The sequence below is a fragment of the Pseudomonas sp. NS1(2017) genome (assembly GCF_002269425.1).
GTDB classification, from domain to species: Bacteria; Pseudomonadota; Gammaproteobacteria; order Pseudomonadales; family Pseudomonadaceae; genus Aquipseudomonas; species Aquipseudomonas reactans.
Genome location: NZ_CP022960.1, coordinates 1,561,216 through 1,581,556 on the forward strand (window position 1 = coordinate 1,561,216; position 20,341 = coordinate 1,581,556).

The window sequence follows — 20,341 nt, forward strand, 5'->3', positions numbered from 1 at the left end:
AATGCCCGGTGACACTGGCAAGCTCGGTCACACTCGGTAGCTTGGTAGCAAGCCATCAAGTCGCTTCATCGCGCCATGACTTACATTTAGGATAGCTGCCGCGATCAAGCTAATGCCATTACCAATCAGGCTCCAGCTCTGTGCTGAGGTGAATGCCCATGATCCTGGCCTTACGGTACCTCAACGGCTCTGCATTGATCTCCAAGGCGACGAGACGATTTGCAGCGACCACTAGACTGTTGAATCGCTCGTTGTGAATAGCTACATACGCAACCAGACTTTTGCCTGACGCCTGCATTGAGCCGATGCAGCGAGGTGCCGCCTTCTCGTCTAGGAGTAGCGGGTCAACGTATAGGCAGCATTCCAATATCGGGTATTTGAACACTTCGGGATATCGGATGGAGCCGTGCAGCTTTATCGAAGCATGCTCTGAATAATGGTCACCGATTAGCCTGGTATCGGCATGCGTGGCCATTCCAAAGGACCACGACATATCCCATTGCCAAATCCGGGCTTGTACGATTATTCGATCAATGACTGCATGGCTTCGACCTGCCATAGCATTCTTCCTCTCGAATTGGACTGACTTCTGCCATGACCCTATACCTGCTGCTTACGGTGAACCGGATCTATTCAGATGTTCAGCCAAATACATGGTTAGCGCCATGGCGTCCTGCGGTTTACCCGATGCGGAACGAAACCTTTCTGCCATCGCACTGACGACAAGCTGAGCCCCATTTCGAAGCTTTCCCGTGGTCTTCGCCTTTACAAGCGCTCTATGAACATCCGTCTGATATTCTGCGGGGATTCCGGACATGTCCAGTTCATAGGAAGAGCTAGTGGTCGTTTTGGTTTCAGTTGATGGTTTAGGTTGAGGTTTGGTGTTATGCCGACCCTGGTCCGATACGGTATCGATACCGCATGCTTGTGGTATCGATACATCTCCTACCGCTGAGTTTGGCCGCGGGAAGAGGGCATCGTTGATCAAGCGTTGCTGACCATCATCCAGTCTGTCGTTAAAATCGCGTAGGAAATCATCAAGCCATTCGCTCGGGACACGGCGAATTTCCTCAATTGCTCTTGCTCTTAGCTTCGGCCCTGTCACCTGCGTGGCGGTGTGGTGGTCCCACCATATACGTACCCAAACAATATATTTCGCCTGATCGTATCTAGCGAGGCCTTCATCCTGCAGGCGATGCATGACTTGCAACCATTGTTCTGCCGTCCAGCCAATCTCAGCTCCTGCAATGCGAGGCACGAGGGGATACACGCCCGTGATATTGCTGTCGGGACCTGTTAGTAGATGCAGCAATGCGACCTTGTCCTCAGTGCTGCAATTCAACAGGCGCGGCGAGCGCCAAAAATTTTGATCCCTGATGGTTCGTTGTCTGCCCATCCTCACCGCTCCTGGTGCAAAGTTAGGGCGATGACGTACGGGACGATCATTGTCGCGCCTCCACCTGCGTTTTCTTGGTGGGCCTCCCTGTACGTTTTGAACTTGATGAGGCATTTGGCATGGATGGGCGATGAAGGCTTTCAGTGTTGCCGGTGCGCATCCATGCTCTTAGGTCGCCTAGTCTCCATCGTAGCCGTGACAGGCCCGGTACAGGCTCCAGTCCCGGCAACTTACGCTGACGGACCGTAAGCACGCTGAATCCCGTCAATGCGGCAACCTCAGATACGCCGATCAGGACGTCGTCGCCAAGCTTCTGTATTTTTTGGATAGTTTCATAATCTACTGGCATCGGGTTATCGCTCGATTGATCTGGTCGACACAGACTTCGCCAATTGAGCTTCTTGTAGCTAGGACATCTTTTTAACAGAGGCCTGTAAGTACCTCACCTTGCGGAGTTTATAGGCGCCTCTTTGAATTGGTTACGAAATTCGTACTAGAAAGCGGAGATTTGTAGTAATCCTCATCAAGAAAGCGAAGAACTTTTTTGAGCTCTGCTTTTTGAAGTGGTAAGATTAGTTGCTCAACCCCGCCAGCGGCAGTAATGGTGTTGAAGGGTACATTGAATTCTTGCGCAGCTGGCTTCATCGTTCCTATGGGTATTGATTGCAGTATGCCACTTTGCTGGATTAGCGAAATCTTTCTGCGCACCCAAGAGTCAGCTATCATTAGCAACTCCGGCGCGCTAGCTACTGACAAAGTTGGAATTAGAGCGAAGCCGTTTACGTCCTCATCTGTAGCGGTCTTGTAATATTCGCTAAGGTCAAAGATCTGGCGAGCAGCATGAAAGCTGAAGAATTTAAGCCTGCCTCCATCTAGAATCGCTGTAAGTTTATAGTCGAGAGTAAGCCCGATTCCTTCTATTTTTTTTATAGACGTTAGCTGCGTGGAATATTGATAGGCCTCGTGTCGATATTATTCTTCGTTTATCAAAGTTTTGAAGTGGTATGCGTACTCCACCTCCGTCAGCTGCATAACCTGAAAATAGAGCTTTTATTAACGTGAAAAACTCCTCCGTTGGTTCAACTTCTGCGATGGCTAGCGGGTTCCCAATAGCAGCCGCTAGATCGTCGATATCGTCAAAATCGTCAATGAATAAGACCTCGTCATCGTCTGGCTTATAACTTCGATCAAATTCAATTTCTTGGTCAGCTTCGTCAAACTCTGCCTCTTGTGTATGTAGAAGATCGGTAAGTTCGGTTTGCACAGGCTGAGATAGCGCAAAGCGGACGATGCGTTGGGCAGGGTCTTTAGTTAAGGCAAACAGATGCAGTATTTCATTACTCTATTAGCATACTGTCGGATATTTTCTTGACGGAAGTCACCGGCCTAGGAGACTTCAGACGTGACTTTGTTAGGAGGGTATAAACCATGCCATCCTCGGACTCGACTTTATAGAAGTGGTAGCCCACGAAGAATAGAAAAGGGTGTACAGGGATATTGGAGACAAACCATCCAGTGATCATAAGTGCCACAAAGATTGAACACGTCCACGTGGCGTCGAACGCGGTTATTTTTGTGACTAAAGGCATTAGGTAGCTGATAAGAAAAACTAAAATAAAATAATCATTCGACTCTACCTTCTTAGCCTTAAATGGGAAGATCTCGCCCTGAGAGTGAATGAGTCGTAGGATCAAAAGTGGGAGAAAGGTGCCGATTGTCCCTACAATGATCAACTGCCACGTAAAAAGGGTCATTGCATGTGTACTAAAAATTTCGATAGCTGCTGCGACCAACAACGTCGGTGCCGCTGAAGAAATCAACAGGACTGTCTTGAGGATATTGCGCATCTTGGTTCCGTCCATGGATTTCATCAGTTAACATTCGCTGATTCTGAGGCCCTGAGTCAACAGTAGGCTCAGCACTCGACTATCGGAGGTGGTTAAAACTGGCTATTGCAGGAGAATTGATTCGCGAGCGGCCAGCGAACACATTTTGCGTCGATCAAGCAGGCATCCACTGATGCGGCAGCTGCTCGATCTATCGGGCTCGCTGCTTCGGTAGCCGCGTGAGCACATCCTTGAAATGGGCACGTCGTATATCCATTGTTGCGCGCCGATTTGATCGACGCCCGCTTGCCGCTGCGCAGCGACCTGGAATACATCCAGGTCGACCGTCTAAGCGCCCACGGCCGGATGAATCGCCCCTAGCTCGTAGACGGTCCGAACGTTTGCATTGGGCCAACTTTTACTGGTCAAAATCCTAAGCTGTGCTGGTCGAGCCCCAATGCAAATCAAAGTCTGATGTAATTGAGGCCGGTCTATACAGCACCCACAAACGGGCGGGTCCTATCAGGCCAGCTTTGCTGCCAGCTCCTCCGCAGTAATGTTGTAATACCGCTTCAGCATGTTCACCTCCCGATGCCCCGTCACGCTGGCCAGCTCGATCAAATTCGGCAGCTTGGTCGCAAGCCGACAAGTTGCTTCATGCCGCAGATCGTGAAAGCGTAGATTGATCAGGAAGTCTTCCTGAGGCGTTACCTGCGCTGCCCCGCAATCCCCCAGGTATTTCAGCCTTGCTCGCTCCAGGCCTCGCACAAAGGCCTTCTTGAGAGCGTCAGCGGTGGTGGGGAAGACTCGACCGCACAGCGAGCGCGGCAAGTCCTTCAACAGTTGAATAGCCTTTGGTGAAAGCGGGACGGTTCTGGGCAGTCCGTTCTTAGTCGCTGGAAGATGCGCGGTCCTGCGATCTAGGTTCACATGCTTCCAGCGCAGCTCGAAAATTTCGCCACGGCGCATGGCTGTCTCAATCGCGAGTTGGACGATGGGCCGTATCCATGGATTGTGTGAGGAGTCGGCATAGGTGCCGTCAGCACGGCGCTCACGAAGCTCCAGGGCGTTGAGAATGTATTCCTCTTCAACTGGGTCGAGCCGCCGCGAGCGTTCGTCGTTGTAGCTGGGACGGCTGACCATCCTGACTGGGTTCTCGGCAAGATGAATTCCCCACTCGCGGCGAGCAACCTCGATCACACACTGAAACAATGCGAGTTCGCGCTTAACCGTGTTGCCCTTGCGGATTTTCAGGCGCTCATCACGGTAGCGGGCAAAATCGGAGGAGGTGAGGGTGGCGACGATGCGTGTCGCCAACGGGTGCCGCTTTAGCGCTTCCAGGCGTTTAATTTCCGAATAGGCGCCTTTGTGCTTTGGAGCGATCTCGGAGATGTAGCGATCAATAAGTTGATGAAAGGCGGTGCGTTCAGCCTCGACGCGAGAGACAAAAATCCCCCGGTCGATTTCGCTTTCGATCATGCGTGCCCAGGCCTGGGCATCGGATTTGGTTTCGAAGGTTTTGCGCTGGGCTGGGTAGCCCTTACGGCGGATTTGCGCTTCCCACTGATACTCGCCGCGATTCCTGATTGTTGCCATTTCGACCATTCCCGCCACTTTTGAGTGTGGCAAATTTGTGGCAAAAACGACTTTCAGGACTAGGACAGGTTTCTGTCAGGAGCGCTATCCCCTTGTAATACAAGGGAAAGAAGATGGTGCACCCGGCGGGATTCGAACCCACGACCCCTGCCTTCGGAGGGCAGTACTCTATCCAGCTGAGCTACGGATGCTTGTGCGGGCGACATCATACCCATGTCGACCTTGGGCGTCCATGCCGCTCTTTGGCCGTTCAAGTGTAGGAATCTGCTGCACAGAGGCCCTACGTCGGGCGCCGCCGATCAGAAGGTCGGAACCCGGCCTCTTAACGCTGATCAGAAAGATTCGGTAAATGCGCCGTTTTCGTTCTTTTTTTCGAACAGACTATTGCCCTGCACCCCCATTGATCCTAGGATTCGTTTGAGATTTCAAACGCTCTGTCTCCCGCGCGCGCTTCCACTTCTCTGCGTGCTGGGGCTGATTTCCCTGACGGCAGCCCACAAGGCGCCTTTCAACAACTCTAATTCGCTCCGCGTGCGCGCGGTGCTGTTAAGGAAAGCCGACATGCAGCTTAAAGATGCCCAGTTGTTCCGCCAGCAAGCCTTTATCGATGGCGCTTGGGTCGATGCGGACAACGGTCAGACCATCAAGGTCAATAACCCTGCCACGGGCGAGATTCTCGGCACCGTGCCAAAGATGGGCGCCGCCGAAACCCGCCGCGCCATCGAAGCCGCCGACAAGGCGCTGCCAGCCTGGCGTGCACTGACCGCCAAAGAGCGCGCCAACAAGCTGCGCCGCTGGTTCGAACTGTTGATCGAAAACCAGGACGACCTCGGTCGCCTGATGACCCTCGAACAAGGCAAGCCGCTGGCCGAAGCCAAGGGCGAAATTGTCTATGCCGCGTCCTTTATTGAGTGGTTTGCCGAAGAAGCCAAGCGTATCTACGGCGACGTAATCCCTGGGCACCAGCCTGACAAGCGCCTGATCGTGATCAAGCAGCCGATCGGCGTGACCGCCGCGATCACCCCGTGGAACTTCCCGGCCGCGATGATCACCCGTAAAGCCGGCCCGGCCCTGGCCGCTGGTTGCACCATGGTGATCAAGCCGGCTTCGCAAACCCCGTTTTCGGCCCTGGCCCTGGTTGAGCTGGCGCACCGCGCCGGTATTCCAAAAGGCGTGCTGAGTGTGGTCACCGGCAGCGCCGGCGACATCGGTGGCGAGCTGACCAGCAACCCGATCGTGCGTAAATTGTCCTTCACCGGCTCGACAGAAATCGGTCGCCAACTGATGGCCGAGTGCGCCAAGGACATCAAGAAGGTTTCCCTGGAGCTGGGCGGCAACGCACCGTTCATCGTGTTCGACGACGCGGACCTGGATAAGGCCGTCGAAGGCGCGATCATCTCCAAGTACCGCAACAACGGCCAGACCTGCGTCTGCGCCAACCGTCTGTACATCCAGGATTCGGTCTACGACGCGTTCGCCGAAAAACTCAAAGTGGCAGTCGCCAAGTTGAAGATCGGCAACGGTCTGGAAGACGGCACTACCACTGGTCCGCTGATCGACGAAAAAGCCGTGGCCAAGGTCCAGGAACACATTGCTGATGCCCTGAGCAAAGGCGCCAAGTTGTTGGCCGGTGGCAAGGTGATGGAAGGCAACTTCTTCGAGCCGACTATCCTGGTCGATGTGCCGAAGGACGCTGCCGTGGCGAAGGAAGAAACCTTCGGCCCACTGGCGCCGCTGTTCCGATTCAAGGACGAAGCCGAAGTGATCGCGATGTCCAACGACACCGAGTTCGGCCTGGCCTCCTACTTCTATGCCCGCGACCTGGGCCGTGTGTTCCGTGTGGCCGAAGCCCTGGAATACGGCATGGTCGGCGTCAACACCGGGTTGATCTCCAACGAAGTGGCGCCGTTTGGCGGCATCAAGGCCTCGGGCCTGGGCCGTGAAGGCTCCAAGTATGGGATCGAGGATTACCTGGAAATCAAATACCTCTGCCTGGGCATCTAAGCCGCGAAGGGATCGCAGTAACGCAGAGGGCACGAGAGCGCTGACCCTTTGCGTGTTTCACCCCGTAATTCGTAGTGGCCGGGAAAGCTGTGGCAGTCGATCATCGCATGCTGCCGCAGTTGCCTCCCCGCCACGTATTCCTTGGACCACGCCACCCGATGAGTGGCGAATGAGGACTTTATGAGCAAGACCAACGCATCCCTGATGAAACGCCGCGAAGCCGCTGTACCCCGCGGTGTTGGCCAGATTCACCCGATCTTCGCCGAATCCGCGAAGAACGCCACCGTGACCGACGTTGAAGGTCGCGAGTTCATCGACTTCGCCGGCGGTATCGCCGTGCTGAACACCGGCCACGTGCACCCGAAAATCATCGCGGCCGTGACCGAGCAACTGAACAAGCTGACGCACACCTGCTTCCAGGTACTGGCCTACGAGCCTTACGTGGAACTGTGCGAAAAAATCAACGCCAAGGTCCCAGGTGATTTCGCCAAGAAAACCCTGCTGGTCACTACCGGTTCCGAAGCCGTCGAAAACGCCGTGAAAATCGCCCGTGCCGCCACTGGCCGTGCTGGCGTGATCGCCTTCACTGGCGCCTACCACGGTCGCACCATGATGACCCTGGGCCTGACCGGTAAAGTCGTGCCTTACTCGGCCGGCATGGGCCTGATGCCAGGCGGCGTGTTCCGCGCGCTGTTCCCGAACGAACTGCACGGTGTGAGCGACGACGACTCCATCGCCAGCATCGAACGCATCTTCAAGAACGATGCCGAGCCGCGTGATATCGCTGCCATCATCATCGAGCCGGTGCAGGGCGAAGGCGGTTTCTACGTCGCGCCTAAATCCTTCATGAAGCGCCTGCGTGAACTGTGCGACAAGCACGGCATCCTGCTGATCGCTGACGAAGTGCAAACCGGTGCCGGTCGTACGGGCACCTTCTTCGCCATGGAGCAGATGGGCGTTGCCGCCGACCTGACCACCTTCGCCAAGTCCATCGCTGGCGGCTTCCCGCTGGCCGGTGTGTGCGGCAAGGCCGAGTACATGGACGCCATCGCGCCCGGCGGCCTGGGCGGCACCTATGCCGGTAGCCCGATCGCTTGCGCCGCGGCCCTGGCCGTGATGGAAGTGTTCGAAGAAGAGCACCTGCTGGACCGCTGCAAGGCTGTCGGCGAGCGTCTGGTGACCGGTCTGAAAGCCATTCAGGCCAAGTACCCGGTGATCGGCGAAGTACGTGCTCTGGGCGCAATGATTGCGGTCGAGCTGTTCGAAGGTGGCGACAGCCACAAACCAAACGCTGCAGCGGTTGCCGCCGTGGTGGCCAAGGCGCGTGACAAGGGCCTGATCCTGCTGAGCTGCGGCACCTACGGCAACGTGTTGCGCGTACTGGTCCCGCTGACTTCGCCGGACGAGCAGTTGGACAAAGGCCTGGCGATCATCGAAGAGTGCTTCTCCGAGCTGTAAGCGGATGCTGACCTGATCGACAGAAAAAACCCGCTTCGGCGGGTTTTTTTATGCCCATTGCCGCACATTCAGGCCGTGTTCATTGTACGTAGGCGTCTGCATTGTCTAAGGTGCAAGCATTGCCGATGGAGCGTGCTGGATGACTGCTGTTGATTTACCCGCTGTACCCCGTGTGCTGATTGCCGAGGCGGATCCTTGGTCGCGGGACCTGCTCAAGCAAGTGTTGTTGAATGTGCGCTGCGACGCACGGCTGGATGTGTGTGCGGACGGGCAGCAAGCAGCGACGTTGCTGCGAGAAAAAGCCTACGACCTGATCCTGGCCGATTGGGAGCTTCCGGGCGTCGATGGTCTGAGCCTGCTGCGCAGCGTGCGCCAGAAGCGCCGCTCGCCCGCGTTGCCGTTCATTCTGCTGAGCAGTCGCAACGACAGCGCCAGCGTGCGTGAAGCCTTGCCCCTGGCGCCCACGGCGTACCTGACCAAACCCTTGAATATGGAAGGCCTGACCCAGCGCCTGCAAGACCTGCTGCTCAACGAAGGTGAAACGGTGTACTGCGAGATTCCGCCGCTGGCGCCGGGCATGACCTTGCCGGTGTTCCTTGAGCGCCGCCGCGAAGCGTCCGATGGCGCGCCGTTGCGAGTCGATGTGAAAGCCGCCGTGCAACACAGTCTCGGCCCCGATGGCTTGGACCTCAAGCGCCTGGAAGACCAGGTACGCACGGACCCGCAAATCACCGCTGTGCTTATTGCGGCCGCGAACAGCGCCGGCCATCACGGCACTCCCGTTCAATCCTTGCCAGCGGCGTTGCAAAAGCTGGTGCCGGGGCAAAGCATGAACCTGATTCTCGGCCTGGCGCTCAAGCACAACGTGGTGCTGGGTGACCCGGCCCTGGTGGCTTATGCCGAGCGCCACTGGCAGTTGTCCCAGGACACCGCCGACTACGCTCGGCGGTTGGCACGCATGTTGGAGCTGGACCACGAACGCTGTTACAGCGCCGGTATCCTCCACCGGCTTGGTGACCTGGCGCTGTTGCGCTGCCTGGAAGACTGGCGCCAGGGCGGCGGTGCGCTGGATGACGAAGCGATTGGCGAGTCTCTCTACACCTTCGGCGCCGCCTATGGTTCGGCACTGCGCGCGCGTTGGCGTTTGCCGCTGGAACTGCGCCAGTTGATCGCGGCGATTTACTCGTTGGAGGGCGGTGTGTATGCCAGGGATGCATTGGTGGTGAACTTGGCGGCGCAGATGGCGCGCTTGACTGAGCATGAAGGTTTGGAAGAGCTGGCCCGGGGCAAGACTGCGCGATTGCTTAAGGTTGGCTTGTCGGAACTGATGCGGGTACGCAAGGCCTGAAGTCCACACCGATCACCCTGTAGGAGCTGGCTTGCCAGCGATGGCGGTGTATCAGCCTCCACCGCTATCGCTGGCAAGCCAGCTCCTACAAGGGTTCGGTGTTAACCCGCGATGACGCGGTTTTTCCCCTGGCGCTTGGCCTCGTACATCGCCGCATCGGCGCGGGCGAACAGGCTGTCCAGTGTCGAGTCTTGTTCGGTGAGGCTGGCCAGTCCCTGACTGATAGTCACGCTGAAAACCTGGCCTTCATAGCTGAAACTCAGTTCCTGAATTTCCCTGCCCAGCCGCTCCGCCACTTGCAAGGCCATCTCCGGCGCGCAGCCGGGCAGGACGGCGGCGAACTCTTCGCCGCCAATGCGTCCGAACAGATCGCCACGGCGTAATACCCCGCGGCCGCTCTCGGCGATACGTCGCAACACCTGATCACCTTCCAGGTGGCCATAGCTGTCGTTGACGTCCTTGAAGTCGTCGATGTCCAGTAGCAGGAAGGCCAGCGGCGCACCTTGGGCACAGGCCGTATGGAAGGCCTGGTTGGCACATTCGAAGAAGTGCCGGCGGTTGCTGCTCTGGGTCAACACGTCGGTGGTCGCCAGGCGGTGCAGCTCCAACTCCAGCTGTTTCTTTTCCGTGATGTCTTCGGCCATCCCCACCACGATCAGCGGTTCGCCGGGCTCGACCTGCTGGTTGATGTAGCACTTGTCACTCAGCCAGCGGATCTGCCCGTCGGCGGTGATGATGCGGTATTCGCGGTCTTCCACGGCGCCTTGTTCCAGCACGCGGGCCAGGCTGTGTTCGGCGTAGTCGAGGTCTTCGGGGTGAATACTGTTGCGCCATTCCCGATGGTCGGCCAGCAGCAGTCCTGCGGAACGTCCGAAAACGCGTTCATAGGCCGGGCTCACGTACAGCACACGGCGGGTTTCCCAATCGATGGCCCACAGCACGGCGTTCACGCTCACCAGCATCGAACTCAGCAGTTGCTCGCGCTCGCTCAACCGCTCGACTTCACCCTGGGCATGCACCAGCGCCAACAGGGTCGCAGCGGCAGCCGGACGCGGATGTTCAGCGGTGGGAGGATCGGGCAAGTAAGGATTTTCGTGAACCATCGGCACAACTCTCTCTGGGCGCGCCGCAGGTTGGAGCAGCGGTCGCTACAAGGGGCCACCATGATGGCGAAGTGTTCATTGAGAGAGGGTAATTACGGTGAAGTTCCGTCAACAGGACCGATTGCCGGTGCCCGGTAAATGACGCCAAAAAGCTGATAGGTGGGAGAGCAAGCCCTCCCACCGCACCATCAGGCTGCCGCAGGACGCAGTGAATAAGTCTTCAATTGGTGAGCGAAATCCCGCAGGGACTGGATACCGCTGGCCTCGGCTTCATGCACCCATTCCTTGATGGCCGCCAGCATATCGTGGCCATTGGAGCTGGTCTTGAGCCAGATCTGCTGCAACGCCAGACGCTTCTCGTAGATCACTTTCAGCGCCTGGCTGTGTTCCAGCATGCTCTGGATACGCACATGGTGGCGGTCATCCAGCAAACTGGTTTCCCGCGACAGCAGGCGCTTGGCACGGTGGAATTGGTGGCGAACGGAGTGATCGACCTTTTCCAGCTCCTGCTTGACCAGCGGGCCGATGACCAACTTGCGGTACTGGGCCATGATCTGGAAACGGTTATTGAGGATCGCCATGGCGGTGTCCATGTCCAGATGGCCCTTGCCTTCCACACGGTGGGCGATGGGCGCGACGCGTTGCACCTTGGCCAGGCGCAGGAAGCTGAAGACTTTGATCCATGCCCAGCCCATGTCGAATTCCCACTTCTTCACCGACAGCTTGGCGGAGTTGGGGTAGGTGTGGTGGTTGTTATGCAGCTCTTCGCCACCGACGATGATGCCCCACGGCACCAGGTTGGTCGCCGCGTCACGGCATTCGAAATTGCGATAACCCACTGCATGGCCGAGGCCGTTGATCACGCCCGCGGCCCAGAACGGAATCCACATCATCTGGATCGCCCAGATGGTGATGCCGATGGTGCCGAACAGCAGCAGGTCGATCACGCCCATGATCGCCACGCCCAGCAGCGGGTAGGGCGTGTAGATTTTGCGTTCGATCCAGTCTTCCGGGCAGTTCTTGCCGTAGATGCGCAGGGTCTCGGGGTTTTCGGCCTCGGCGCGGTACAACTCGGCACCTTTGCGCATCACGGTGGACAGGCCCTTGATGACCGGGCTGTGCGGGTCGTCGACGGTTTCGCACTTGGCGTGGTGCTTGCGGTGGATGGCGGTCCACTCGCGGGTGTTCTGCGCCGTGGTCAACCACAGCCAGAAGCGGAAAAAGTGTTTCAGACCGGCATTGAGCTCCAGGGAGCGATGGGCTGAATAGCGATGCAGATAGACTGTGACCGCAACGATGGTCACGTGGGTCATCAACAGAGTGACCGCCACCAGTTGCCAGGCTGACAGGTCAAGAAAACCGTTGTACCACATAGGCTGTATGGCCCTCAGATAAAGAAAAGAACAGCTCACGCATTATCACTAAGCCTACAGAGAAAACCAGCCGCCCTTTCAGATAGGAGTGACTGGATGTTTCTTATTCTATAATCCGCAGCCTTTGTAGGGCGATTCTGTTTTTTTGGTAAGGATTACTGACCATATGCTGTTTTCATACCGAGGTGCCCTGCGTGCGGGGCTGGTATACCTGCTGGTTTCCGTTCTGTGGATCGGCGTCACTCAGCGCGTATTGATCGAGTTTCTCGATAACCAGAGTGAGCTGAACCACTGGCTGCAGGTGTGCGGCTATGTGTGGGTGGCGCTTAGCGCCCTGTTGATTTATCTGATCTGCGCCCGATTTGCCCGTACCCATCAACGGCAACAGCCGCTGAAAGAAAACCGCGAACGCCTGCGCCAAGCCGCTGCCGTGTTCGATTGCACCCGCGAAGGAGTGTTGGTGACTGACGCACAGGGGTTGATCGTGCACGTCAACCGGGCTTTCATGGAGATCACCGGCTACAGCCGCGAAGACGTCATGGGCCGCCCGCCCAGCCTGTTCAAGTCCGGGCGCCATTCGTCGAATTTCTATCAACAGATGTTCCAGAGCCTGGAGCGCACCGGCGAATGGAGTGGTGAAATCTGGAACCGCCGCAAAAGCGGTGAAATTTATCCACAGTGGCAAACCATTCGCGTGATTCACGATGACCAGGGCCAGGTCAGCCATTACGTCGCGGTGTTTTCCGACATCAGCGCCATCAAGGACTCCGAGCACGAACTGGCCCACCTCGCGCACCACGACCCGTTGACCGACCTGCCCAACCGCCTCCTGTTCACCGACCGCGCCGAGCAGGCGCTGGCCTCGGCACAGATCCACAAGCGTGGTTGTGCCTTGCTGCTGCTGGACCTGGACCACTTCAAGATCATCAACGACAGCCTGGGCCATAACGTTGGTGACCAGTTGCTCAAGTTGGTGGGCGAACGGCTCAAGGCGCTGTTTGGCCCTGGCGTGACCCTGGCGCGACTGGGGGGAGATGAGTTCGCGGTGCTGGCGGAAAGTTGTCCACAGGTCGCCCAGGCTGCAGGCCTGGCGCAGCGCATGCTGGACGCGATGAAGCAGCCTTTCATCTTTGACGGCCACCAGCTATTTATCAGCGCGAGCATTGGCATCAGCCTCTTCCCCAACGACGCGCTGAGCGCCGAGCAGTTGCTGCGTAACGCCGACTCCGCGTTGTTCAAGGCCAAGAGCGCCGGGCGTGAAGGCTACGCCTTGTACACGGAGGAGCTGACCGCCCACGCGCAGAATCGCGTGGAAGTCGCCAGCGAGCTGCGCCGCGCCCTCGAACAGCAGGAGCTCTGCGTCTATTACCAACCCGTGCACGACCTGCACAGCAGCCGTCTGATCGGCGTCGAAGCGCTGGTGCGCTGGCAGCACCCGGAACGCGGCCTGGTGCCGCCAGGGGAATTTATCCCGATCGCTGAGCGCACCGGGTTGATTGCCGAGATCGATGCGTGGGTGATGGACCAGGCGTGTCGGCAGATGTGCCAATGGCTGGCTGATGGCGCCCCGCTGAGTTTTATCGCCATCAATGTGTCCAGCCGTCTGTTTGCCAGGCGTGAGCTGTATGAACAGGTCGCCCAGGTGCTGCATGACACGGGCCTGGATCCGGCCTTCCTGGAGTTGGAGGTCACCGAGAGCGCGGTGATGGAAGACCCGGAGGTCGCGTTGGAGCAGATGCATCGTCTGCGGGAGCTGGGTTTGCGCCTGGCGATCGATGATTTTGGTACGGGTTATTCGTCGCTCCTGCGCCTTAAGCGCCTGCCGGTGCAGAAGCTCAAGATCGACCAGGGCTTTGTTGCCGGGCTGCCCTGGGATGAAGATGACGCGGCCATCGTGCGCGTGGTGATCGCCCTGGCTAAAAGCATGGGCATGCAGGTGCATGCCGAGGGGATCGAGCAGGTCGAACAGGCGCGGTTTTTGTTGGATCAGGACTGCGATATGGGGCAGGGGTATTGGTTTGGCCGGCCGATGCCGGCGCAGGAAATTGATTGGTCGCGGGCCCCCGTTATCGGACAGGCATGACGCGATCAATGTGGGAGCCGGGCAAGCCAGGCTCCCACAGGGTTCAGTGGCACCCATAAAGAAGTATTTTCGAGCTGAAAGCTGTTGCAACCCCACGCCCCACCAGAAAATTCTTTCTGGTTATATAAACATTCTTAAATAGTATTTTTAAGAATATCCGCGCTTATCTACTATCGCTCTCACGCCGCAAGCAGTGCCGCCACTGCGAGGCACTATTCATTTCAGGAGCGAGACCATGAGCGCATCTCTACGTAGCGTCGACGGCCAGGACGAAGCAGCCATTTTGCGTGAGATCCAGAGCGCCTTGCGCGATCTGCGGTTTGGCGCGGTGGAAATCACTGTGCACAACGCGCAAGTGGTACAGATCGAACGCAAAGAAAAATTCCGTTTGCAGAACCCGGGTAACAAACCCAGCTAAGCACTGACGGCGATAGACCCGCACTTAATAAGAAAAAGCCAACACCCCAGAATTTTCAGGAGCTTCTATGTCGTCGATTCGCCGTTATGCCCTGGCCGCCCTGGCCAGCGCCGTGTTTGCAGGTTCCGCCGTTGCCAAGGACTACGAGTTGCTCAACGTCTCGTACGATCCGACCCGTGAGCTGTACCAGGACTACAACGCTGAGTTCACCAACTTCTGGAAACAGTCCCACCCCGGCGACACCGTCAAGATCCAGCAATCCCACGGTGGTTCGGGTAAACAAGGCCGTGCGGTGATCGACGGCCTGCGCGCCGACGTGGTCACCCTGGCCCTGGCCGGTGACATCGACGAAATCGCCAAACTGGGCAAGACCCTGCCGGAAAACTGGCAGACTCGCCTGCCGGACGCCAGCACCCCGTACACTTCGACCATCGTGTTCCTGGTGCGCAAGGGCAACCCTAAAGGCATCAAGGATTGGGGCGACCTGATCAAGAAAGACGTGTCCGTGATCACCCCGAACCCGAAAACCTCCGGCGGCGCCCGCTGGAACTTCCTCGCCGCCTGGGCCTACGGCCTGAAAACCGGTGGCAGCGAAGCCAAGGCCCAGGAATACGTGAAAGAACTGTTCAAGCACGTGCCTGTGCTGGACACCGGCGCTCGCGGTTCGACCATTACCTTCGTCAACAACGGTCAGGGTGACGTATTGCTGGCCTGGGAAAACGAAGCTTTCCTGGCCCTGAAAGAAGACGGCGGTGCTGACAAGTTCGATATCGTCGTGCCTTCCCTGTCGATCCTCGCGGAGCCGCCAGTGGCCGTGGTCGACAAGAACGCCGAGAAAAAGGGCAACACCGAAATCGCCACCGAATACCTGAAACACCTGTACAGCCCGGCTGGCCAGGAGATTGCGGCGAAGAACTTCTACCGCCCACGCGATGCAAAAGTCGCCGCCAAATACGCCCAGCAGTTCCCGAAACTGGACCTGGTGACTATCGACAAAGACTTCGGCGGCTGGAAAACTGCCCAACCGAAATTCTTTAACGACGGTGGCGTGTTCGACCAGATTTACACCGCGCAGTAACGCCAACCCCACTGTAGGAGCGAGCTTGCTCGCGAAAAACTTCAAGACACCGCGTGCATCCAGACAGCTCGCGTTCTCGTTGACGATCTTCGCGGGCAAGCCCGCTCCTACAGAGGGTCAGGAAAGCCCGCATTCGTTTGCGGGTTTTGCATGTCTGTTCCGCTAACCAAGGACTCTTATGTCGCGTCGTATCTCCCCCGTCATACCCGGCTTCGGGCTGACGCTGGGCTACACCGTGGTGTACCTCAGCCTGATCGTACTCATCCCCCTCGCGGCGATGTTTGTGCACGCCGCTCAACTCACCTGGGATCAGTTCTGGAACATCATCTCCGCACCACGCGTGCTGGCGGCGTTGCAACTGAGCTTCAGCACCGCGCTGTACGCCGCTTTGATCAACGGCGTAATCGGTACGCTGCTGGCCTGGGTGCTGGTGCGCTACACCTTCCCCGGCCGCAAGGTCATCGATGCGATGATCGACCTGCCGTTCGCCCTGCCCACCGCCGTCGCCGGTATCGCGCTGACCGCGCTGTACACGCCTAACGGCCTGGTTGGCCAGTTCGCCGCCGACCTGGGCTTCAAGATCGCCTACACCCCGTTGGGTATCACCCTGGCGCTGACCTTCGTCACGCTGCCGTTCGTGGTGCGTACGGTGCAGCCGGTACTGGCCGATATCCCCCGGGAAGTCGAAGAAGCTGCCGCTTGCCTGGGCGCCAAGCCGTTGCAGGTGTTCCGTCACATCCTGGTGCCCGCATTGCTGCCCGCCTGGTTGACCGGTTTCGCCCTGGCGTTCGCGCGTGGCGTCGGTGAGTACGGCTCGGTGATCTTCATCGCCGGCAACATGCCGATGAAAACCGAGATCCTGCCGCTGCTGATCATGGTCAAGCTCGATCAATACGACTACCGCGGCGCCACGTCCATCGGCGTGCTGATGCTGGTGGTTTCCTTTGTCCTGCTGCTGCTGATCAACTTGTTGCAGCGGCGCATCGAACGTCCATAAGGAGGCGCGGAACATGTCCCAATCGTCTATTTCCGCCGCGTCCTCGGCCAACGCTGCCCGTCGTGGCAGCGCGGCATCGCGACGTATCCTGATCGGCCTTGGCTGGCTGGTGTTTGCGCTGTTCCTGCTGTTGCCGCTGTTTATCGTGGTGACCCAGGGCTTGAAGAACGGCCTCGGCGCGTTCTTCACCGCGATCCTCGAACCCGATGCGTTATCGGCGTTGAAACTCACGGTGATCGCCGTGGTGATTTCGGTGCCGCTCAACCTGGTGTTCGGCGTCAGCGCCGCGTGGTGCGTGAGCAAGTACTCGTTCCGTGGCAAAAGCATCCTGGTCACGCTCATCGATTTGCCGTTCTCGGTGTCGCCGGTGATCGCCGGCCTGGTCTATGTGCTGATGTTTGGCGCGCAGGGCTTCTTTGGCCCGTGGCTGCAGGACCATGACATCCAGATCGTGTTCGCCTTGCCCGGCATCGTGCTGGCGACCATCTTTGTCACCGTGCCCTTTGTGGCCCGTGAGCTGATCCCGCTGATGCAGGAGCAGGGCACCCAGGAAGAAGAGGCTGCGCGCCTGCTCGGTGCCAATGGCTGGCAGATGTTCTGGCATGTGACTGTGCCGAACATCAAATGGGGTTTGATCTACGGCGTGGTGCTGTGTACCGCGCGGGCCATGGGTGAGTTCGGCGCGGTGTCGGTGGTGTCCGGCCACATTCGCGGCGTGACCAACACCTTGCCGCTGCACGTCGAGATTCTCTACAACGAATACAACCACGTTGCCGCGTTTGCGGTGGCGAGTCTGTTGCTGATCCTGGCGCTCTTCATCCTGCTGCTCAAGCAGTGGAGCGAGAACCGTATAAATCGCCTGCGCGCCGGTGCGGCTGAGGAATAAGTCATGTCGATCGAAGTCCGTAATGTCAGCAAGAACTTCAATGCCTTCAAGGCCCTGAACAGCATCAACCTGGACATCCAGAGTGGCGAGCTGGTGGCGTTGCTTGGCCCGTCCGGCTGCGGCAAGACCACCTTGCTGCGCATCATCGCCGGCCTGGAAACCCCGGATGACGGCAGCATCGTGTTTCACGGTGAAGACGTCTCCGGCCACGACGTGCGTGATCGCAACGTCGGCTTTGTGTTCCAGCACTACGCGCTGTTCCGCCACATGACCGTGTTCGACAACGTGGCGTTCGGCCTGCGCATGAAACCGAAGAACCAGCGCCCGAACGAAAGCCAGATCGCGGTCAAGGTGCATGAGCTGTTGAACATGGTGCAGCTGGATTGGCTGTCGGATCGCTACCCGGAGCAGTTGTCCGGTGGTCAGCGCCAACGTATCGCCCTGGCCCGCGCCCTGGCGGTCGAACCCAAAGTGCTGCTGCTGGACGAACCGTTCGGCGCCCTCGACGCCAAGGTGCGTAAAGAACTGCGTCGCTGGCTGGCGCGCCTGCACGAAGACATCAACCTGACGTCGGTGTTCGTGACCCACGACCAGGAAGAGGCCATGGAAGTCGCCGACCGCATCGTGGTGATGAACAAGGGCGTGATCGAGCAGATCGGTTCACCGGGTGACGTCTACGAAAACCCGGCGAGCGACTTCGTTTATCACTTCCTCGGTGATTCGAACCGGCTGCACCTGGGTGAAGACAAACACGTGCTGTTCCGCCCGCACGAAGTGTCGCTGTCGCGGCATGAGCTGGAAGACCATCACGCGGCGGAAGTACGTGATATTCGCCCGCTGGGCGCGACCACGCGTGTGACCTTGAAGGTCGAAGGCCAGAGCGAATTGATCGAAGCCGAAGTGGTGAAAGACCACGACAGCCTGACCAACTTGGCACGCGGCGAGACGCTGTTCTTCAAGCCAAAGGTCTGGCAAAAAGCCTAAGAACCCGCCACCACGCTAAATGTGGAATGGGATCAAACTGTGGGAGCGAGCAAGCCCGCTCCCACATTCAGACCTTACTAGGCTTTAGATCGCGGCGTGCCATGGGCCCTGACCGGTCTTCAATCTGCTGCTTGAGCGCATGCCGCAGCCCCAGCAGAAACGCCAACTCCGCCACCACAAACAACGGCCCCACGATCAGCCCCGACACGTCATCCACAAACGCTGGCTTCTTGCCTTCGTAGTAATGCCCGACGAACTGAATCACCCAACCCACCACAAACATCCCAATGCCGCTGCTGAGCCATACCAACGTGCTCTGCGCCGCCAGCACATGCCCGGCCCATACCGACAGGCCCATCAATACCGTCATCAGCACGCCCAGTGCCAACTCCAGGCGCAGGTAAAACCACGCCGAAAACAGCGCTAGAAGAACGGCCGGTGAGATCCACAGCCCACCGACAGCCCATTCAGGGCGGGACAGAAGCACGGCTACCGCGACGACAATCAGCGGGATGCCGACAAAGTGGCTGGCGATGTTGCGCGGGTCGCGATGGTAGGCAGCGTATTGACTGAGGTGGTCGACGAGGCTTTTCATTGTTGTTCCTCCTGTAGGATGCTTGATCATGCCTTGTCAGCCGGTGGCGAACTGTCAGTTGGGCGACAATCTTAGGAGTTCACATGGACGCGGAACAATGGCGCTCGCGGTTGGCCACCGGTCATTGGTTCAGCCACCTGCCCGCGCCTTTTCAGCATAGCTTGCTGGCTAATTCCCGCGTGAGACAGCTCGCGGCGGGAGAGTATCTGTTCAAGCGCGGCGATCCGCCCTGCGGCTTGTATGCGGTGCTGGAAGGTGCCGTGCGGATCAGCGCGGTCAATGCCCAAGGCAAGGAAGCGGTACTGAGCCTGGTTGAATCACCTTACTGGTTCGGTGAGATATGCCTGTTTGACAGCTTGCCGCGCACGCACGATGCGCTGGCAATGGGTCCGTGCACACTGTTGCAGATACCGCAGGCGCTGATGCTCGAAATCCTCGACAAACACCCTGTGTACTGGCGGGATGTGGCGCTGCTGATGAGCCACAAATTGCGCCTGTCGTTGATCAATATCGAACAGATAAGCCTGATGCCCACGTCGGTGCGCCTGGCCCATCGATTGCTGATGATCGCCGAAGGCTACGGTGAAATAGCCCAGACGCGCCGCGTCCTGCAGTTGCCGCAGGAAGATTTGGCGGCGATGTTGGGCCTGTCGCGCCAGACCATCAACAGTCTGCTCAAGGCGCTGGAGCAGCAGGGCATCCTCGGCTTGAGTTACGGTGCGATTGAGGTGCTCGACCTGCAACGCCTGCGGCAAGCCGCAGGCGTCGACGGTTGAACTAGGAGCCGCGATACGTGGAGAACCCGTAAGGGCTGAGTAGCAGTGGAATGTGGTAGTGCTGGTCGGCCTGCTTGACCTGGAAAATGACCGGCACTTCGGGGAAAAATGTCTCGCGACCGGCTTTTTTGTAGTAATCGCCGGTCTTGAACACCACGCGGTACTCGCCGGGCTTCATGGCTTGGTTGGCCGGGAACAGTTCGGCGATGCGCCCCTGCTGGTTGGTGACACCTTCGGACAGCGACTGCCAGTGATCGCCTACGTGTTGCTCCAGGGTGACGCTGACACCGGCAGACGGCAGGCCGTTTTCCAGGTTGAGCACGTGCACGCTCAGGGGGTTGCCGTCCGCGAATGCCAGATTGCACAGGCTGCTCAGGCTGAGGGCGGCGAGGGTCATGCTTAGGGTTTTCATCGAGAGGT

17 protein-coding genes and 1 tRNA gene are annotated in these 20,341 nt (G+C 58.3%); 10 read left to right on the plus strand and 8 right to left on the minus strand.

What is annotated here, in order from left to right; translation table 11 throughout:
* Positions 1-613: 613 nt before the first annotated feature.
* The 4 genes from CI807_RS07465 to CI807_RS07490 form a co-directional block, all read right to left on the minus strand.
* On the minus strand, positions 614-1,396 hold the full coding sequence (locus CI807_RS07465) for a hypothetical protein (RefSeq protein WP_095014230.1): 783 nt from the start codon (positions 1,394-1,396) through the stop codon (positions 614-616).
* A 1,337-nt stretch (positions 1,397-2,733) separates the two neighbouring features.
* Positions 2,734-3,267 (minus strand): hypothetical protein, encoded by a 534-nt coding sequence (locus tag CI807_RS07480; RefSeq protein WP_177409566.1) that lies wholly within the window; start codon positions 3,265-3,267, stop codon positions 2,734-2,736.
* A 477-nt stretch (positions 3,268-3,744) separates the two neighbouring features.
* The gene (locus tag CI807_RS07485; RefSeq protein ID WP_238704548.1) at positions 3,745-4,827 is read right to left on the minus strand and encodes a site-specific integrase; all 1,083 of its coding nucleotides are present in this window, start codon (positions 4,825-4,827) and stop codon (positions 3,745-3,747) included.
* Between the two features lie 105 nt (positions 4,828-4,932).
* Positions 4,933-5,009, minus strand: a tRNA-Arg gene (locus CI807_RS07490).
* A 370-nt stretch (positions 5,010-5,379) separates the two neighbouring features.
* On the opposite strand from CI807_RS07490, the gene gabD reads away from it, so the two are divergent.
* The 3 genes from gabD (at position 5,380) to CI807_RS07505 (ending at position 9,628) form a co-directional block, all read left to right on the plus strand.
* Positions 5,380-6,822, plus strand: a complete 1,443-nt coding sequence (gabD, locus tag CI807_RS07495; RefSeq protein ID WP_028615249.1) for an NADP-dependent succinate-semialdehyde dehydrogenase — start codon at positions 5,380-5,382, stop codon at positions 6,820-6,822.
* A gap of 180 nt (positions 6,823-7,002) precedes the next feature.
* Positions 7,003-8,280, plus strand: a complete 1,278-nt coding sequence (gene gabT, locus CI807_RS07500) for a 4-aminobutyrate--2-oxoglutarate transaminase (RefSeq protein WP_033898922.1) — start codon at positions 7,003-7,005, stop codon at positions 8,278-8,280.
* 139 nt (positions 8,281-8,419) lie between these two features.
* On the plus strand, positions 8,420-9,628 hold the full coding sequence (locus tag CI807_RS07505; RefSeq protein ID WP_095014233.1) for an HDOD domain-containing protein: 1,209 nt from the start codon (positions 8,420-8,422) through the stop codon (positions 9,626-9,628).
* A gap of 101 nt (positions 9,629-9,729) precedes the next feature.
* On the opposite strand, the gene CI807_RS07510 is transcribed toward CI807_RS07505, so the two are convergent.
* Positions 9,730-10,731 carry a sensor domain-containing diguanylate cyclase gene (locus CI807_RS07510; protein ID WP_095014234.1) on the minus strand — a complete coding sequence of 334 codons (1,002 nt, stop codon included), beginning with the start codon at positions 10,729-10,731 and terminating at the stop codon, positions 9,730-9,732.
* 188 nt (positions 10,732-10,919) lie between these two features.
* Entirely contained in the window at positions 10,920-12,104 is a 1,185-nt protein-coding gene (gene desA, locus CI807_RS07515) for a delta-9 fatty acid desaturase DesA (RefSeq protein WP_095014235.1), read from the minus strand.
* A gap of 166 nt (positions 12,105-12,270) precedes the next feature.
* Between desA and dibA the strand changes: the two genes are divergently transcribed.
* The 6 genes from dibA (at position 12,271) to CI807_RS07545 (ending at position 18,550) form a co-directional block, all read left to right on the plus strand.
* The gene (dibA, locus tag CI807_RS07520; protein WP_095014236.1) at positions 12,271-14,187 is read left to right on the plus strand and encodes a phosphodiesterase DibA; all 1,917 of its coding nucleotides are present in this window, start codon (positions 12,271-12,273) and stop codon (positions 14,185-14,187) included.
* 235 nt (positions 14,188-14,422) lie between these two features.
* Positions 14,423-14,605, plus strand: coding sequence for a sulfur starvation response protein OscA (gene oscA, locus CI807_RS07525; RefSeq protein ID WP_003170956.1), 183 nt, complete (start codon positions 14,423-14,425; stop codon positions 14,603-14,605).
* 67 nt (positions 14,606-14,672) lie between these two features.
* Positions 14,673-15,683, plus strand: coding sequence for a sulfate ABC transporter substrate-binding protein (locus tag CI807_RS07530; RefSeq protein ID WP_095014237.1), 1,011 nt, complete (start codon positions 14,673-14,675; stop codon positions 15,681-15,683).
* Positions 15,684-15,861: 178 nt separating this feature from the next.
* On the plus strand, positions 15,862-16,680 hold the full coding sequence (gene cysT / locus CI807_RS07535; RefSeq protein ID WP_016975029.1) for a sulfate ABC transporter permease subunit CysT: 819 nt from the start codon (positions 15,862-15,864) through the stop codon (positions 16,678-16,680).
* Positions 16,681-16,693: 13 nt separating this feature from the next.
* Positions 16,694-17,566 carry a sulfate ABC transporter permease subunit CysW gene (gene cysW, locus CI807_RS07540; RefSeq protein ID WP_010214166.1) on the plus strand — a complete coding sequence of 291 codons (873 nt, stop codon included), beginning with the start codon at positions 16,694-16,696 and terminating at the stop codon, positions 17,564-17,566.
* 3 nt (positions 17,567-17,569) lie between these two features.
* A complete protein-coding gene (locus CI807_RS07545; protein WP_016975028.1) occupies positions 17,570-18,550 on the plus strand; it encodes a sulfate/molybdate ABC transporter ATP-binding protein in 981 nt (326 codons plus the stop codon).
* 67 nt (positions 18,551-18,617) lie between these two features.
* On the opposite strand, the gene CI807_RS07550 is transcribed toward CI807_RS07545, so the two are convergent.
* Positions 18,618-19,145 (minus strand): DUF962 domain-containing protein, encoded by a 528-nt coding sequence (locus tag CI807_RS07550; protein ID WP_095014238.1) that lies wholly within the window; start codon positions 19,143-19,145, stop codon positions 18,618-18,620.
* Between the two features lie 83 nt (positions 19,146-19,228).
* On the opposite strand from CI807_RS07550, the gene CI807_RS07555 reads away from it, so the two are divergent.
* Positions 19,229-19,921, plus strand: a complete 693-nt coding sequence (locus CI807_RS07555; protein WP_095014239.1) for a Crp/Fnr family transcriptional regulator — start codon at positions 19,229-19,231, stop codon at positions 19,919-19,921.
* A 1-nt stretch (position 19,922) separates the two neighbouring features.
* On the opposite strand, the gene uraH is transcribed toward CI807_RS07555, so the two are convergent.
* On the minus strand, positions 19,923-20,333 hold the full coding sequence (gene uraH / locus CI807_RS07560; RefSeq protein ID WP_095014240.1) for a hydroxyisourate hydrolase: 411 nt from the start codon (positions 20,331-20,333) through the stop codon (positions 19,923-19,925).
* Between the last annotated feature and the right edge of the window lie 8 nt (positions 20,334-20,341).